2 protein-coding genes (1 of these 2 cut by a window edge) are annotated in these 18330 nt (G+C 72.4%); both read right to left on the bottom strand.

What is annotated here, in order from left to right:
- On the bottom strand, positions 1-331 hold the 5' end (the start) of the coding sequence (locus tag ABZ382_RS21090; protein WP_357091188.1) for a non-ribosomal peptide synthase/polyketide synthase. 18701 nt of this gene lie to the left of the window's left edge; the window shows 331 of its 19032 coding nt (coding positions 1-331); it begins with the start codon at positions 329-331; its stop codon lies beyond the left edge, outside the window.
- Positions 331-18330 carry a non-ribosomal peptide synthase/polyketide synthase gene (locus ABZ382_RS21085; protein WP_357091186.1) on the bottom strand — a complete coding sequence of 6000 codons (18000 nt, stop codon included), beginning with the start codon at positions 18328-18330 and terminating at the stop codon, positions 331-333. The genes ABZ382_RS21090 and ABZ382_RS21085 overlap by 1 nt, the downstream gene beginning before the upstream one ends.

The raw sequence follows: 18330 nt of genomic DNA, 5'->3' as shown, positions 1-18330 counted from the left end.
CGGCCAGCACGGCGTCGTCGACCAGCGCCTCGAGCGCCGCGGTCAGGCCGCCCTCCGCACCGTCCATCAGGCCGGGCAGCTGTCCCGACACCACGACCTGGATGAGCGCCTCGGGTTCCAGGGCGCCACCCATGGCCTCGCTGAGCATGGCGATCTCGGTGGCCAGCACACCGTAGGTGACCGTGTCGCCGGCATGGCGCAGGGCCGTGCGGTCGGCGTCCAGCTCGGCCACAACGGCGATCAAGCATGGTAGGTCGCCCACACCGTAGGCCCGGCGCAAGGCCGTGGCGCGTCCGGTCCGAGTGGTGGCGATCGACTCTGCGTAGTGCATCAGAGGCTCCCTTCCGACGAGCTTTCCGAGCGAAGAACCAGGGCCTGCGCGTCCGCGGTGAGCGTGCTCAGGGCCTGACGGAGTCCGGCCGCGCCGAGGGCGGCCAGAATGCCGGGCACCAGCCCGGCGAGTGCCACGTTGACCAGCGCCTCCGGCTTCGCGGCGGCGCCCATGGCGCGGGCGGTGACCGCGATCTTCTCGGCGAGATCGCGATAGGTCACCGTGTGCTCGCCGTGCGCGAGGGCGACCGCTTCGGGGGCGGTGGCCGCCGCGGCGGCGATCAGGGCGGGCAGGTCGGCCGGAGCGGCGTCAGAGGACGTCGCGGCCGCTCCCGGAACCCGCTGCGGTGCAACGGATCCAGTTTTCGGCGCACCGGTGCCGGGGCGGCGGGTGCGCTCGGCCTCGGTCCGGATGTCGATGGCGCGCACCGCCGCCGCCGGATCCGCGACCACGGCGTCGAGCACCAGCTGCAAGCGCTGCGCCAGCAGGTGCACCGAGTCGGTGTCGAAAATGTCGGTGGCGTAGGTGAATCGCATGTCCAGGCCGACCACCCGGCCGGTGTCGTCATGCTGCTCGATACCGGTGAGCTGCAGGTCGAACTTGGCCTCGGTGAGCTCCGGTTCCAGCGCCTCGACCCGAAGACCGGGCAGTTCGGCCGAGACCGGCGCCATGTTCTGGAACGCGAAGGCCACCTGGAACAGCGGGCTGCCCGCGGCCGAGCGGGGCCGGCCGGTGGCCGACAGCACCGCCTCGACCACGCGCTCGAACGGCACGTCGCCGTGGTCGAACGCGGCCAGGTCGCGGTCGCGCACCTGGCGCAGCAGCTCGGTGAAGGACAGCTTCGCGTCCACTTCGGCGCGCAGCACCACGGTGTTGACGAACATGCCGATCAGGTCGTCGAGGGCCCGCTCACCGCGACCGGAGACGGGGACGCCGACCGAGATGTCGCGCTGCCCGGACAGTTTCGACAGCAGCACCGCGAACGCGGCGTGCACCGCGCCGAACAGCGTCGCGCCGTTGGCCCGCGACAGCTCCGACAGCTTCTCGACGGTCTCGCCCGCGATCTCGAAACCGATGGTCTTGCCGAGCATTTCGCGCCGGGCCGGCCGGGGCCGGTCGGTGGGGATTGCCAACTGCTCGGGGGCGGTGGACAGTTCGTTCACCCAGAACGCGAGCTGCCGCGACAGCAGGCTCTCCGGATCGGTGTCGGAGCCGAGCGCGGCGCGCTGCCAGGCGGCGAAGTCGCCGTACTGGATCTCCAGCGGCGCCCACGCCGGAGCCGAGCCGTGCAGGCGGGAGGTGTAGGCCACCACCAGGTCCCGGGTCATCGGCAGCACCGAGTAGCCGTCAGCGCTGATGTGGTGCAGCACCACGATCAGCACGTGCTCGGCCGGGGCCAGCTCGAACAGCTGGACCCGCACCGGCGGCGCGGTGGTGACGTCGAAGCCGGCGGTCGCGACCTCGAGCAGGCGGGCGTTCAGTTCCTGTTCCGCGACCGGGATCGGGGTGAGCTCACCGTCGAGCTCACCGAGGTCGAGCACCACCTGCACGGCCTCACCGTCCACCTCGGGGTAGCGGGTGCGCAGGATCTCGTGACGCTCCAGCACATCCCGCAGGGCGGCGGTGAGGGCGTCACGGTCCAGGTCGCCGGTGAGGCGGATGGCGGCGGGCACGTTGTAGGCGCCCGACTCCGGCTGCAGGCGGTTGAGCACCCACATCCGCTGCTGCGCCAGCGAGAGCGGAGCCGGGCCCGCGTCGGTGCGGCGCACCAGCGGCGGCAGCGCGTCGGCGTGGTCGGCGGTGGCGATCCAGGTCGCCAGGCCGTCCACGGTCGGCGCCTCGAACAGGGCCGAGACCGGCACCCGCACACCGAGATCCGCGCCGAGCCGGGCGGCCAGGCGGGTCGCCATCAGCGAGTTGCCGCCGAGGGCGAAGAAGTCGGTGTCCAGACCGATGAGGACGTCGTCGGCCGCGCCGATCACCTCGGCGAAGCCCGCCGCGACCGCCTGCTCGACGGCCGTGGTCGGCTCGCGGTAGGCCGCGACCGCGAAGACCGGCTCCGGCAGCTGGGCCCGGTCCACCTTGCCGTTGGCGTTCAGCGGCAGGGCGTCCAGGACCATGAGCGCGGCCGGGACCATGTACTTCGGCAGCTCCGCGCCCAGGGCGGCGCGCAGCGCGGCCGACACCTCGTCGCGGTTCTCGTCGACGGTGCCGGGCACTGCGGCGTAGGCGACCAGGCGCGACCCCGCGTCACCCGCGGTACGGGCGACGGCGACCGCGGCGGTGACGCCGGGCTGGCGGCGCAGCGCGGTCTCCACCTCGCCGAGCTCGATCCGGAAACCACCGATCTTGACCTGGAAGTCGGCGCGATCGATGTACTCGAGCGCCCCGTCCTCACGCCAGCGGACGATGTCGCCGGTGCGGTACATGCGGCCACCCGCGAACGGGTCGGCCACGAAACGGTCGGCGGTCAGGGCCGGGCGGCCGAAGTAGCCGCGGGCCAGCTGCGCACCCGACAGGTACAGCTCGCCGGGCACGCCGACCGGGACCGGGGAGAGCCGGGCGTCGAGCACGTACACGCGGCTGTTCCAGGCGGGCGAGCCGATCGGCACGGCCTGCCGATGACGCTCGGTCACCTCGAAGGCGGTGATCGAGACGGCCGCCTCGGTCGGGCCGTACAGGTTGAACAACTGTGCGCCCGAAGCGTTCTCGCCGTGGTGGTCGAGGAACTCGGCGGCCGTGGCGGCGGGCAGCGCCTCACCGATGGCCAGCACCGCGCGCACCGACTCGGGCAGCGGGCCGCCGGCCAGCAGCATGCCCAGCAGGGAGGGCACCGGGTGCAGGACGGTGACGCCGTGGCCCTCGATCAGGGCGCGCAGTCGGTCCGGATCGCGCTCCTCGCCCGCGGCCGAGACCAGCAGGCTGCCGCCGGTGGTCAGGGTCGACCAGAACTCCCACACCGACAGGTCGAAGGTGGCGGGGGTCTTCAGCAGCGCGCGGTCGCCCGCGCCCAGCTCGAACGTGGCCCGCAGCCAGCGCAACTGGTTGACGATGGCCGCGTGCGGCACCGCCACGCCCTTGGGCAGCCCGGTCGAGCCGGAGGTGAAGATGACGTAGGCCGGGTGCTGAACGCGCAGCGCGCGCACCCGCTCGGCGTCGGTGACCGGGGCGGCGGACAGCGCGGACAGGTCGAGCCGGTCCACCTCGAACACCGGCGCCTCGGTGGTGAACGGCACGCCGTCGGCCGAGGTGGTGAGAACCACGGCGGGCGCGGCGGTCTCGACGATGTAGGCGATGCGGTCGGCCGGGTGGTCGGGGTCGATCGGCACGTACGCGCCGCCCGCCTTCACCACCGCGTACATGGCGACCACCAGGTCGATGCCGCGGCGCATGGCCAGCACCACGCCGGTCTCCGGGCCGACGCCCGCGGCGATCAGGCGACGCGCCAGGCGGTTCACCCGGGCATCGAATTCGCCGTAGGTGAGCGAGGTTCCGGCGCCGTCCAGCAGCGCGACCGCGCCGGGGGCGACGGCCGCCTGCTCGTCCACCAGGTCGGCCAGGGTGGCCGGGGCCAGCTGGCGCGCGGTGGCGTTCCAGTCGTGGAGGATGCGCTGACGCAGGCCCGCGCCCAGCAGATCGACATCGCCGATGGCCGTCTCCGGCTGCGCCACCACGGTTTCCAGCAACCGGGCCAGCGCGGCGGTGAAGCGCTGCGCGGTGGCCTCGGTGAACAGGTCGTGGGCGTAGCCGAGGGTCAGCTCCAGGCCGGCGGGCGCGCCGGACTCGGCGTAGTGGTCCACCGCGAACAGGTGCAGATCGAATTGCGCGACGTGGGTGTCGAATTCGACCTCCGACACGGTCAGGCCGGGCAGCTCGAGGTTGGCGCGCTCGTGGTTCTGGAAGGACAGGCCGACCTGGACCAGCGGGTGCCGGGCGGTGGACCGGGCCGGGTTCAGCACCTCGACGAGACGCTCGAACGGCACGTCGGCATTGCCGAAGGCGGCGATGTCGCCGGTGCGGACCCGGGCCAGCAGATCGGTGAACGACTCGGCGCCATCGGTTCCGGTGCGCAGCACCAGGGTGTTGACGAACATGCCGATCACGTCGTCGAGGGCGGCGTCGCCGCGGCCCGCGATCGGGGTGCCGACCGCGATGTCGGAGGTGCCCGACAGCCGCGACAGCAGGGCGGCCCAGGCCGCGTGCACCACCATGAACAGGGTCGCGCCGTGGCGGCGGCCCAGTTCGGTCAGGCCGGCGTGCAGCTCGGCGTCCAGCGGGAGCCGGATGTAGCTGCCGCGCAGGCTCTGTCGCGCCGGACGCGGGTGGTCGGCGGGCAGGTCCAGCTGGTCGGGCAGCCCGGCCAGGGTCTCGCGCCAGTAGGCGAGCTGGCCCGCGGCCACCGACTCCGGATCGTCCTCCGAGCCCAGCAGCGCGCGCTGCCACAGCGCGTAGTCGGCGTACTGCACGACCAGCGGCGTCCAGGACGGCTTGGCGCCGCCCAGGCAGGCGTTGTAGGCGATCATCAGGTCGCGCACGAACGGCACCACCGAGGAGCCGTCGGCCGAGATGTGGTGCAGCACACCGGCGAGCACGTGGTCACCGGTCGGCACGCCGTCGGCGTCCACGATGCGCAGCAGCAGCACGCGCACCGGCACGTCCACCGTCACGTCGAAGGTGGTCATGGCGAATTCGGTGACCTTGCCGACCAGTTCGGCCTCGGTGAGGTCGACCGGCTTGAGCTCCGCGATCACGTCCGCGGCGGGCAGGATCACCTGCGCCGGGCCCGCGGCCAGCTCCGGGTAGACCGTGCGCAGGGTCTCATGGCGTTCGATCACCGCCGCGAACGCGGCCTCCAGCGCCGGGGCGTCCAGCTCGCCGGTCAGGCGCAGCGCCACCGGGATGTTGTAGGCCGTCGACGAGCGGTCGAAGCGGTTCAGGAACCACATGCGCTGCTGGGCGGGCGAGAGCGGCAGGTGCTCGGGACGGGCGCCCGCGGCCAGCACCGGCCGCTTCGGGCCGTCGGCCTCGGCCTGCACCCGCGCGGCCAGCGCCGCCACGGTCGGGGCCTCGAACAGCGCGCGCACGCCGACGGTGGTGTCGAACAGCGCGCCGATGCGGGCGACCGCCTTGGCCGCGAGCAGCGAGCTGCCGCCCAGGGTGAAGAAGTCGTCGTCCGCGCCGACCCGCTCGATGCCCAGCAGGTCCGCGTACACATTGGCGATGAGTTCCTCGGCCACGGTGGCGGGCTGGCGGTACTCGGTGCCCTCGAAGACCGGAGCGGGCAGCGCCGCGCGATCCAGTTTGCCGTTGACGGTCAACGGGATCCGGTCCACGACCACCACGGCGGCGGGGACCATGTGCTCGGGCAGTTCCCGGGCGAGGGCGGTGCGCAGGTCGGTGGTGGACACCACGGATCCGGCCGCAGGCACCACGTAGCCGATGATGCGGGAGACCTCGGCGGCCTCGTCGTGGCGCACGATGACCGCGGCCTCGCGCACCGCCGGATCCAGCAGCAGCGCCGCCTCGATCTCGCCCAGCTCCACGCGGAAGCCGTGCAGGTTCACCTGCTGGTCGATGCGGCCCAGGTACTCGAGGTCGCCGGTGGCGGTCCAGCGCGCCAGATCGCCGGTGCGGTAGGCGGATTCGCCGGGAGCGCCGTACGGATCGGCCACGAAGCGGCCCGAGGTGAGCGCCGGGCGGTTCAGGTAGCCGCGTGCCAGCTGACCGCCGGAGACGTAGATCTCGCCGGGGACGCCGACCGGGACCGGGCGCAGCCGCGAATCCAGCACGCGCACGGTCAGACCCGGCAGCGCGCCGCCGATCACGCTGGCCGAACCGGTGTCCGGGGTGATCGGGCGGTAGGACACGTGCACCGTGGTCTCGGTGATGCCGTACATGTTGATCAGGGCCGGGCCCTGCGGGTGCCGGGCGAACCAGCCCGAAAGCCGCTGCGGCTCCAGCGCTTCGCCGCCGAAGATCACGTAGCGCAGCGCGAGCTCGGAGTCGCTCTCGGCGTCGGCGGTGATCAGCTGGTAGAAGGCCGACGGGGTCTGGTTGAGCACGGTCACGCCCGCGGTGGACAGCAGTTCCCGGAACTGCTGCGGCGACCGCGAGGTGAAGTAGTCGACCACCACCACGCTGCCGCCGTACAGCAGCGCGCCCCACAGCTCCCACACCGAGAAGTCGAAGGCGTAGGAGTGGAACATGGTCCACACGTCGGCGGGCCCGAAACCGTAGTGGCCCTGGGCATTGTCGAACAGCCGGATCACATTGCGGTGCGGGATCACCACGCCCTTGGGGCGGCCGGTGGAGCCCGAGGTGTAGATGACGTAGGCGGTGTCGGCCGGGCGCAGCGGGGCGCGCCGGTCGCGGTCGGTGACCGGGGCGGCGTCGTAGCCGTCCAGGTCGATGGTGTCGAGGCAAACCACCGGGCCGCCGAACCAGCCGGCGGGCAGCTGGGCCGCGCCGCTGCTGATCGCGCACACCGGGCGGGCGTCGTCGATCACGTACTCGATGCGGTCGGCCGGGTAGTTGGGGTCGATCGGCAGGTAGCCGCCGCCCGACTTGATCACGGCCAGCAGCGCCACCGCCAGGTCCTCGGTGCGCGGCAGGGCCACGGCCACCAGGGATTCCGGTCCGACGCCGGCGGCGATCAGGCAGCGGGCCAGGCGGTTGGAGCGGGCGTCGAGCTCGGCGTAGCTGAGCGTGACGTCGCCGGAGCGCACCGCCGGGGCGGCCGGGTCGATGGCCGCCGCGGTGGCGAAACGGTCTGCCAGCGTGGTGAATTCGGCGATGTCGGGTCCGGTGCCGGCCCACTCGTGGAGGACGCGGGCGCTCTCCTCGATGGTCAGCAGCGGGATGTCGCCGACCACCACGGTGTCGTCGGCGGCCACCGACGCCAGCACCCGGTCGAAGCGACCGGCCAGGGCGGCGATGGTGTCGGCGTCGAACAGCTCACTGGCGTAGCTGATCTCGATGTCCATGCCATTCGGGCGGCCGTCCGGGCCGTGCTGCTCGAGCACGGTGAACTGGAGATCGAACTTCGACACCCCGGCGTCCAAGGCCTCCGGGCGCACCGTCAGTTCCGGCAGCTCCACCGCGGGCAGCGCGTAGTTGTGGAAGGTCAGCGCCACCTGGAACAGCGGGTGGCGGGCCTGCGAGCGGGCCGGGGACAGCACCTCGACCAGGCGCTCGAAGGGCACCTCGGCATGCGAGAGGGCCGCGATGTCGTCGGCGCGCACCGCGTTCAGCACGGTGCCGAAGCCGGCGCGCGGGTCGATCTCGCTGCGCAGCACCAGGGTGTTGACGAACATGCCGACCAGGGCGTCGAGCTGCTGCTCGCCGCGGCCCGCGACCGGGGTGCCGATCGCGATGTCGGTGCTGCCCGAGATCCGGGCCAGCAGCACGGCCAGCGCCGCGTGCACGGTGCTGAACAGGGTGGTGTCGTGGGCGCGCGCCAGATCGACCAGGCCGCTGTGCAATTCGGCGTCCACGCTCATGCGGTGGGTGCCGCCGCGCAGCGAGGCCACCGCCGGACGCGGGCGGTCCGCGGGCAGCTCCAGCTGCTCGGGCAGCCCGGACAGGCGCTGCTGCCAGAACGCCAGCTGCCGGTGCGCGAGCGAGGCCGGGTCGGTCTCGTCACCGCGGCGCTCGGCCTGCCACAGGGTGTAGTCGGCGTACTGCACCGGCAACGGGGCCCAGGCGGGCGCCACACCGGCGCGGTGGGCCTGGTACGCGGTCATGAAGTCCGCGGCCAGCGGGCCCATCGAGAAACCGTCCGAGCTGATGTGGTGCACCACCAGCACCAGCACGTGATCGGTGGGCGACAGGCTGAAAACGGCCGCGCGCACCGGGGTTTCGGTGGTCAGGTCGAACGGGCGGGCGACGACCTCGGCCACCCGGGCGGTCAGTTCGTCCGCGGAGATCGGGGCGGTGACCAGGCGGGCGTCGCCCTCGGCCAGCACCCGCTGCACGGGACCGTCCGGCCCGTCGGGGTAGACGGTGCGCAGGGTCTCGTGGCGGGCCACCACATCCCGCAGCGCGGCGTGCAGGGCGGCCGCGGCCAGCGGGCCGGTCACCCGCAGCACCATGGGGATGTTGTCCGCCGCCGCGCCGGGGCCGACCCCGGTCGCGTCGGCGTGATAGCGGTTGAGGAACCACATGCGGCGCTGCGCGTCCGACAGCGGCACCAGCGCGGGGCGCGGGCGCGCGGTCAGCGGCACCAGTGTGCCACTGCCCGAACGTGATTCGGCGACCGCGGCCAGACCGGCGACGCTCGGGGCGTCGAACAGGTCACGCACCGACAGTTCGGCGTCCAGCGCCGCGCCGACCCGGGCCACCACGCGGGCGGCCAGCAGCGAGCTGCCGCCGAGCGCGAAGAAGTCGTCGTTCGCGCCGATCCGGTCGACGCCGAGCAGGTCCGCGAAGACCCCGGCGACGACGTCCTCGGCCACGGTCTCGGGCGCGCGGTAGGCCGCGGTCTCGAAGACCGGGGCGGGCAGCGCCGCGCGATCCAGCTTGCCGGAGGCATTGACCGGGAACTCGTCGAGCACCACGAACGCGGCCGGAATCATGTACGCGGGCAACAGGCCGACCAGCGCCGCCTTGACCGCGTCCAGGTCGATGGCGTGGCCCGGCTCGCGTCGCAGGTAGCCCGCCAGCTGATCGCCCGCGTGCGGGTCCGAACGGACCAGCACGACCGCCTGGTTCACACCCGGCTGCGCCAGCAGCGCGGCCTCGATCTCGCCCAGCTCGATGCGCAGACCGCGCAGCTTCACCTGGAAGTCGGTGCGGCCCAGGTAGATCAGCTCGCCGTCGGCGTTCCAGGTGACCAGGTCGCCGGTGCGGTACATACGCGCGCCGCTCCCGAAGGGGTTGGCCACGAAGCGATCCGCGGACAGGTCCGGACGGCCCAGGTAGCCGCGGGCCAGCTGATCGCCCGCGAGATACAGCTCACCGGCGACACCCGGCGCGACCGGGTTCAGGCGGCCGTCGAGCACATAGGTCTGGGTGTTCCACACCGGGCGGCCCATGGGCACGAACGCCGAGTCGGTGTCGATCACCTCGTGATGGGTCACCTCGACCGCGGCCTCGGTCGGGCCGTACAGGTTGTGCAGGCGCGCGCCGGTCAGCTCGCGCAGCTTGGCGGCCGTGCCGACGGGCAGGCCCTCACCGGAGGCGAACACCTGGCGCAGGCCGGTGCAGTTCGCCGCGGCCGGCTCGGTCACGAAGACCGCCATCATGGACGGCACGAAGTGCGCGTGGGTGATGCCCGCGCGAATGATCAACTCGGCCAGGTACTTCGGGTCGCGGTGACCGTCGGGCGCGGCCACGACCAGCTTGGCGCCGATCTGCAAGGGCCAGAAGAACTCCCACACCGACACGTCGAAGGTGAAGGGGGTCTTCTGCAGCACCACGTCGTCGGCGGTCAGCCGGTAGCGGTCCTGACCCCACACCAGGCGGTTCACCACGGCGGCGTGCGACACCGCCACGCCCTTGGGGCGGCCGGTGGAACCGGAGGTGAAGATGACGTAGCAGGCGTTCGACTCCCGCAGCGGCGCGAGACGATCGGCGTCGGTGAGCGGGGTCGCGGCGTAGCCGGCCAGATCGAGGGTGTCGACGGCCAGCACCGGGAGGTCGCGCGCGGTGGTGAAACCGTCGCGGGCGGTGGTCAGCACGAGCACCGGGCCCGCCGCGTCCAGCACATAGTCGGTGCGCTGCTCGGGCTGATCCGGGTCGACCGGGACGTACGCGCCGCCGGCGGCCAGGATCGCGTACATGCCGACCAGCAGGTCGTGCGAGCGGCGGATCGCCAGCGCCACCCGGGATTCCGGGCCGACGCCGCACTCGATCAGCTTGCGGGCCAGGCGGTGCACGCGGCCGGCGAACTCGCCGTAGGACAGAGTCGTAGCCGGTTGGGAGGTATCGGCGTGGTCGAATTCGACGGCCGGGGCGTTCGGGCAGGTCAGAGCGCGCGACTCGAACAGGGCGACCAGGGTCGCGGGGGTGGCCTCGCCCCACGGGCCCACCGGCAGCGCCGAACGGATGTCGTGGGCGGTGTCGTTCCAGCCGGTCAGCACCTGGGCGCGCTCGGCGTCGGTGAGCAGGTCGATATCGCCGACCGGGCGGTCCGGGGTGGCGGTGACCGCGTCCAGCACCACGTCCAGGCGACGGGCGAAGGCCGCGACGGTGGCCTCGTCGAAAATGTCGGTGGCGTAGGTGAACACGGCGTCCAGCCCGCCCGCCGCGCGGTCCTCGACCAGCGACAGCTGCAGATCGAACTTGGCGATGCCCGGGTCCAGCTCCACCCGCGAAGCGGTCAGGCCGTTCAGCTCGAGGCTGGTCTGCGTGGTGTTCTGCAGATCCAGGGCCACCTGGAACAACGGGTGGCGGGCCTGCGAGCGCATCGGGCTGAGCACCTCGACCAGGCGCTCGAACGGGACGTCCGCGTGCGCGAAGGCGCGCAGATCGGTCTCGCGCACCTGGGCCAGCAGCTCCCGGAACGAACGGTCGGGGGCCACCTCGGTGCGCAGCACCAGGGTGTTGACGAACATGCCGACCAGGTCGTCGAGCGCCTGCTCGCCGCGCCCGGCGACCACCGAGCCGATCGAGATGTCCGCGCTGCCGGACAGTTTCGCCAGCAGCGTGGCGTAGGCCGCGTGCAGCGCCATGAACAGGGTGGCGCGATCGCCCTCGGCCAGCTCGCGCAGGCGGGCATGCCGCTCGGCGGAGACTGCGAAGCGGTACTGGGCGCCGTGGCGGGTCGCCACGGCCGGGCGCGGCCGGTCGCCGGGCAGCTCCAGAGTGTCGGGCTGACCGGACAATTCGGCGCGCCAGAAGCGAACCTGGTCCGCCAGCAGGGATTCCGGGTCGTCCTCGGCGCCGAGCAGGTCACGCTGCCACAGCGTGTAGTCGGCGTACTGGACCGGCAGCGGCGTCCACGCCGGGGCCGCGCCCGCGCTGCGGGACGCGTAGGCCAGCATGAGATCCCGGGTCAGCGGCGCGATGGACCAGCCGTCGGCGGCGATGTGGTGCACGGCGAGCACCAGCACGTGGGTCTCGGGCGCCACCCGCAGCAGGGTGAGCCGGGCCGGAGCCTGCTCGTCCACCGCGAACGGCAGCACGGCCAGCTCGAAGATCCGGGTCTCGAGGTCGGCGGCGGCGATCTGCTCGACCGCCAGCGCGACACCGGAGTTCTCGACCTCCAGCACCAGCTGACGGCCCACGCCGTCCACGGCCGGGTACACGGTGCGCAGCGTCTCGTGCCGCGCCACCACATCGGTGACCGCGGCGGCCAGCGCGTCCGCGGCCAGCGGGCCGTCCAGGCGGATGGCCGCGACCAGGTTGTCGGCGATCGAGCTGTTGTCGAAGCGATTCAGGAACCACATGCGCTGCTGCGCGTAGGACAGCGGCACCACCTCGGGCCGCTCCCCCGCCACCAGCGGCGCGCGACCGCCGGTACCGGCCAGATCGGCCAGCCGGGCCGCCAGCTCGGCGACGCTGGACGCCTCGAACAGCAGGCGCACCGGGACGGTGGTGTCCAGGGCCGCGCCGAGGCGGGCCACCACCTGGGTGGCGATCAGCGAGTTGCCGCCGAGCTCGAAGAAGTCGTCGTCCGCGCCGACACCGGCGGCGGGCGCGTCGGCCTCGACGGCCGAATCCAGGTGCACCGGAGCGTTGTTCGAGGACGGAGCCGCGTCCACGGCGACCGCGGCCACCGCGGTGGCCAGCGCCGCGTCCACCGGGGTCGCGTCGGCGGCCGGGGCCAGACCCAGCACCTCGGCGAAGACCTCGGCAACGAGCAGTTCGATCGGCGTTGCGGGAGCGCGGAATTCGCGGGCCGCGAAGATCGGGGCGGGCAGCGCGCGGTAGTCGAGCTTGCCGTTGACGGTCATCGGCATGGCGTCGAGCACCATGAAGGCCGCGGGAATCATGTACGCGGTCAGGCGTTCCGCCAGCGCGGTCCTGATCTCGGCGACCTCCACACCGCCGGGCGCCGGCACCAGGTAGGCCACCAGCTGGTCGCCGCGCGACGCGTCGTGGTGCAGGACCACCACGGCCCGGCGCACCTGCGGCAGCGCCGCCAGCGCGGCCTCGATCTCGCCGAGCTCGATGCGGAATCCGCGCAGCTTCACCTGGGAGTCGTTGCGGCCCAGGTACTCCACCTGGCCGTCCGCGGTCCAGCGCACCAGGTCGCCGGTGCGGTACATGCGTTCACCGGGCGCCCACGGGCAGGCCACGAACCGGCTCACGGTGAGCTCCGCGCGATTGCGGTAGCCGCGGGTGACCGGCAGGCCGCCCAGGTACAGCTCGCCGATCGCGCCGACCGGCACCGGCCGCAGCCGCTGGTCCAGGATCCACTCGCGCGCACCCGGCACCAGGTGGCCGATGGTGACGGTCTCGCCCGCCGCCAGCGCGCCGGTGATGTTCACGACCACGGTGGCCTCGGTGGGGCCGTAGGCGTTGATCATGTCGCGTCCGGCCTCGGCCCAGCGCCGCACCATCTCCGGCGACAGCGCCTCGCCGCCGACCGCGACGTGGCGCAGGGTGGGGACGTCGGACGGATCGATGGTGCTGGCGCCCGAGGGCGTCATGAAGACGTGGGTGACCCCGTGCGCCCGAATGACTTCCGCCAGCTCGTCGCCGATGTGCGCGCCGGTCGGGGCGACCACCAGGGTGGCGGCCGACCGCAGGGCCAGCAGCAGCTCGCCGATCGAGACGTCGAACGAGGAGCTGGTCACGTGCAGCACCCGCGCGTCGGCGGAACCGCGGAAGCGCTCGTACTGCGCCTCGGACAGACCCGCCAGGCCCGTGTGGGTGACCACGACGCCCTTGGGCAGACCGGTCGAACCGGAGGTGTAGATGGAGTACACGACATTCGCGGCACGCAGCGGCCGCGCGCGGTCGGCGTCGGTGATCGGATCGGCCGGGAAGGCCGTGCGGGCGCTGGTGAATTCGGCGTCGTCGAGCAGCAGCCAGGGCAGCGTGTCCGGCAGCGCGGCGCGCACCGGCGCCACGGTCAGGCCGAGCACCGCGCCCGCATCGCGCACGATGTACTCGATGCGGTCGGCCGGGAAGGCGGGGTCCACCGGCACCCAGGCGGCGCCGGTCTTGGCGATGGCCCACACGGCGACGATGTACTCGATCGAGCGCGGCAGGCTCACGGCCACCAGCTGCTCCGGGCCCAGGCCGCGCTCGATCAGCAGGCGCGCCAAGCGATTCGAGAGGGCGTCCAGTTCGGTGTAGGTGAACTGGACATCGCGCTCGATCAGGGCGACCCGGTCCGGGGCCGACGCCACGGCCGCAGCCATGATCTCCGGCAGCAGGCGGACCGCGTCCACGGCCCCGCCGGAACGGGTTGTCAGATCGGTGTATTCGGCCTCGGACAGCAGCGGCAGCGCGTTCACGACCACTGCCGGATCGGCGGTGATCGCCTCGAGCAGGCGCACATAGCGGCGCGCGAAGACCTCGATGGTGGCGGGATCGTAAAGATCCACCGCGAATTCGAACTCCGCGTGGATCCCCGCCGGTGCCGGACCTTCCCCGGGACCGGCACCGGCGAAGCTTTCGGTGACCGCGACCGACAGGTCGAATTTGGTCACCTCGGTGTCCAGGGTACTCGTCGTGGCAAGCAACCCGGGCAGTTCGAGACTGATGTCTCCGGCGGCGGTGAACGACAGGGCCACCTGGAACAGCGGATGCCGGGCCGCCGAGCGCACCGGATTCAGGGTCTCGACGAGCTGCTCGAAAGGGACGTCTGCGTGCGCGAACGCGGCAAGATCGATGTCGCGGACCCGGTGCGCGAGGTCGCGGAAGCTGAGCTCGCCGTCGATCTCGGTGCGCAGCGGCAGCGTGTTGACGAACATGCCGATCAGGTCGTCGAGTTCGCGCGCGCCGCGTCCGCCGACCGGGGTGCCGATGACGATGTCCGATTCGCCGGAAAGCCGGGACAGCAGCACCGCCAGCGCGGTGTGCATCAGCATGAAGGTCGAAATGCCCTCGGCCCGAGCCGTTTCCGAAATGGCGGCGTGCAACTCCGCGGTGAGCTCGACGTCGAGCTTGCCGCCGCGGCCGGTGGCGACGGCGGGACGGGGACGGTCGGCCGGGAGCTCGAGCACGTCCGGCGCGCCCGACAGGGTGCCGCGCCAGAAGTCCAGCTGCCGCGAGAGCAGCGACTCCGGGTCGTCGGCCGCGCCGAGCCGATCCCGCTGCCACAGCGTGTAATCGGCGTACTGCACCGCGAGCGGCTCCCAGGCGGGCGCCTGGCCGCCGGTGCGGGCCAGGTAGGCGGTGATCAGGTCGCGGGCCAGGATGGGCAGCGAGAGGCCGTCGGCGGCGATGTGGTGCAGCACGATGGCGACCGCGTACTCGGGGACGTCGAGGTCCGTGGCGTCAACCAGGACCGGACCGCCCAGTCCGCAATCGGAAGCGACGGCGCCGGTAACGGTGAACAGTCGTGCACGGAACGGGATCTCGCGCTCCAGGTCGAAACCCTGGGCGGCGAAGCTCCTCAGGCGGGCGTCCAGTTCGTCGGCGTCACAGGACTCCTGCGCCACCGGCTCGGTCGCCACCGCGACCGGCAGCACCTGCTGCGTCGCGAAACCCGCTGCGGTGGTCGGGAACACGGTCCGCAGCACCTCGTGGCGGCCCAGCACGTCGGCCAGCGCGGCCCGCATGACCTCCGGATCGGCCTCGCCGCGCAGGCGCACCACGAACGGCATGTTGTAGCCGGCGCTCGCGGTGTCGAAACGGTTCAGGAACCAGATGCGCTGCTGCGCCGGGGACAGCGGCAGCGCCTCCGGCCGATCGCGGCGCACCAGGGCGACCGCGCTGCCGGACTCGGCGTCGGCGTCCACGAACTGGGCATCGATGGCAGCGGCCAGCTCGGCCACGCCGGTGGCGGAGAACATCTCGCGCACCGTGAGGTGGCAGCCCAGCTCGGCGTTCAGCCTCGACGCCACCTGGGTGGCGATCAGGCTGTTGCCGCCCAGGGCGAAGAAGTCGTCGGTGCGGCCGACCTGGTCGGTGCCCAGCACCTCGGCGAACATGGCGGCCACGGCCCGCTCGGTCACCGTCACCGGCGCCTCGTGCACCACCGCGACCCGGACCGGATCCGGCAGCGCGGCCCGGTCCAGCTTGCCGGAAGCATTGACCGGCAACGCCTCCAGCAGCACGAACGCGCTCGGCACCATGTAGGCGGGCAGCGCCCGCGCGGCCGCGGCCTTGAGCTTGATCGCGTCCACCGCGTCGGTCGCGACCACGTAGCCGACCAGCTGATCGTCGCGCACGATCACCACCGCGCGGGACACGCCCTCGACATCGCCGAGCACGGTCTCGATCTCGCCCAGCTCGATACGCAGGCCGCGCACCTTCACCTGGAAGTCGGTGCGGCCCAGGTACTCGATCTCACCGTTGTCGGTCCAATAGACCAGATCGCCGGTGCGGTACATGAGTTCACCGGTATCGCCGCCCCCGGACCCACCCTGGGCGAACGGGTCGGCGACGAAACGCTCCGCCGTCAGACCCGGACGGGCCAGGTAACCCCGGGCGAGCTGAACCCCCGACAGATACAGCTCACCCGGAGTCCCCGGCGGAACCGGCCGCAGGCGTGCGTCGAGCACGTACAGCCGGGTATTGAACACCGGCGCGCCGATCGGCACGGCGATGGTGTCCGCGGCGGTCGCCTCGTGCGAGGTGACCTCGACCGCAGCTTCGGTGGGGCCGTAGAGATTGTGGAGCGGCGGCTCGCCGGTCAGCGCGCGCAGCCGGTGCGCGATCGGGCCCGGCAGCGCCTCGCCCGAGGCGAACAGCTGGCGCACGCGCAGCGGCGGCTCACCCGCGGCCGCGGCGGCCTCCAACTCGGCCACGAACGGGTCCATCATCGACGGCACGAAATGCACCACGGTGACGCCGAATTCGGCGATCACCCAGCGCAGGTAGGCGGGATCGCGGTGACCGTCCGGCGCGGCCAGCACCAGGGTCGCGCCGATCTGCAAGGCGAAGAACAGCTCCGGGACCGAGACGTCGAAGGTCATCGGCGTCTTCTGGAGCATGACGTCGGACGCGCTCAGGTCGAAGGTCTCGCGCATCCAGACCATGCGGTTGACGATGGAGCGGTGGCTCACCGCCACGCCCTTGGGGCGGCCGGTGGAACCCGAGGTGAAGATGACGTAGGCGGTGTTCGCCGGGCGCAGCGGGGACAGCCGGTCGCCGTCGGTCAGCGGCGCGGCGGAGAATCCGGCCAGCGCGGCCTCGGTCAGCTCCGCGATATCCAGGACGGCGGTCGCGGTCTCGGGACGATCGGCGGCGGTGGTCAGCACCAGCGCCGGCGCGGCGGTGTCCAGGATGTGCGCGATGCGATCGGCCGGGTGATCGGGATCCAGCGGCACGTACGCGCCACCGGCGGCCTGCACGGCGTACACCGCGACCAGCAGCTCCGGCGAACGGCGCAGGTGCAACGCCACCAGCGACTCCGGGCCGATGCCGCGCGAGATCAGGTAGCGGGCAAGCCGATTCACGCGGGCGGCGAACTCGGCATAGGTGAGATCGCAGGCAGGCTCGCCGCCGAAACGCACGGCCGTGGACTCGGGGGTCCGGGCGGCCTGCGCCTCGAACATCGACACCAGGGTCAGCTCGGGGTCCACCGCGAACGCGGTGTCGTTCCACTCGCGCAGCACCGTCTCGCGCTCACGCTCGGTGGTGACCTGCACCGACGACAGCGGGGCGGCCGGGTCCAGCGCCACCAGCCGGTCGAGGAACGCCACGAAACGCTCGACGTGGCGGCGGGTCTCGTCCTCGGTGTACAGGTTCGGGTTGACCTCGAAATCGAGGCGCACCCGGTCGTTCTCGCCGTAGAAGAGGTTGAGGCTCATGTCCTCGACCGGGCTGGTGGACAGCAGGTTCAGTCGCCCGTGGATGTCGCCGAAGTCCAGCTGCGGATGGAACAGCATGATGTTGACCATCGGGCCGTACAGCTCGCGCGAGGCCGGCGCGCCCTGCCGCTCGGCGGCGTCGCGGCGGATGTCCTCGTGCCGGTAGCGCTGGTGGCGCAGCGCGCCCGAGACCTCCAACCGCGCCGCGGTCAGCAGCTCCGCCCAGGTGGTGTCCGGACCGGCCGCCATGCGCATCGGCACGATATTGGACAGCATGCCCGTGGAGCGGCGCATGACCGCGGTGGTGCGGGCGGTGACCGGCAGGCTCAGCACCGCCTCGTCCTGACCGGTGAGCCGGGCCACGTACGCGCCGAAAGCGGCGATCACCACGCCGGCCAGGCCCGAATCATGCTGCGCGCCACACGCTTCGGCGCGGCGCAGCAGCTCGTCGGGCAGCACCATGCCGACCCGGACGTTGTCCGAGCGGGCGGGCGCGGTGCGGCCCTTGATCGAGATGGTGCCGTCCAGGCCCGCGGTGCGCTCCAGCCAGTGCTCACGGTCGGTGCGGAACCGGCTGCTCTCGCGGTAGGCCAGCTCGGACTCGACCAGTTCGCGCAGCGTGCCGACCTTCACCGTCTCCGGTTCCAGGCCGCGCGCCAGCGCGGTGTAGCGGCGGGCGGTCCACTGCATGGTGTTCAGGGCAGCGTAGCCGTCACCCACGATGTGGTGGCCGACGAAGAACCAGAACCAGCGCTGGTCGGCGACCCGGATCAGGGTCGGGGAGAAGAGCTCGCCGGTGAGCACGTCGATCGGCTCGACCACCCGCGCGCGCATCCATTCCTGGGCCACGGCAATGGGATCGGCCTCGCCGCGCAGATCCATGGTCTTGGTGTTGTGGCCCGCGGTCGGGTCGATGTACTGGTGGGGCTGCCCGTCGATGACGGTGAAACGCACCTGCGACGAGCGCCAGATCGGGACGCCGTCCTCGACCACGCGCATCAGCAGGTCGACGTCGAGGTCGCCTTCGAGATCGATGTACTGGACCAGGTTGAGAGGCACCTCGGGAGCCAGCAGCTGGGCGTACCAGAGCCCGATCTGTGCGGGCCCGAGCGGGAACGGCGTAGACAA

The organism is Nocardia sp. NPDC005825 (assembly GCF_040630175.1).
In the GTDB taxonomy this organism is placed as follows: domain Bacteria; phylum Actinomycetota; class Actinomycetes; order Mycobacteriales; family Mycobacteriaceae; genus Nocardia.
This window is presented reverse-complemented; position numbering and strand designations above follow the sequence as displayed.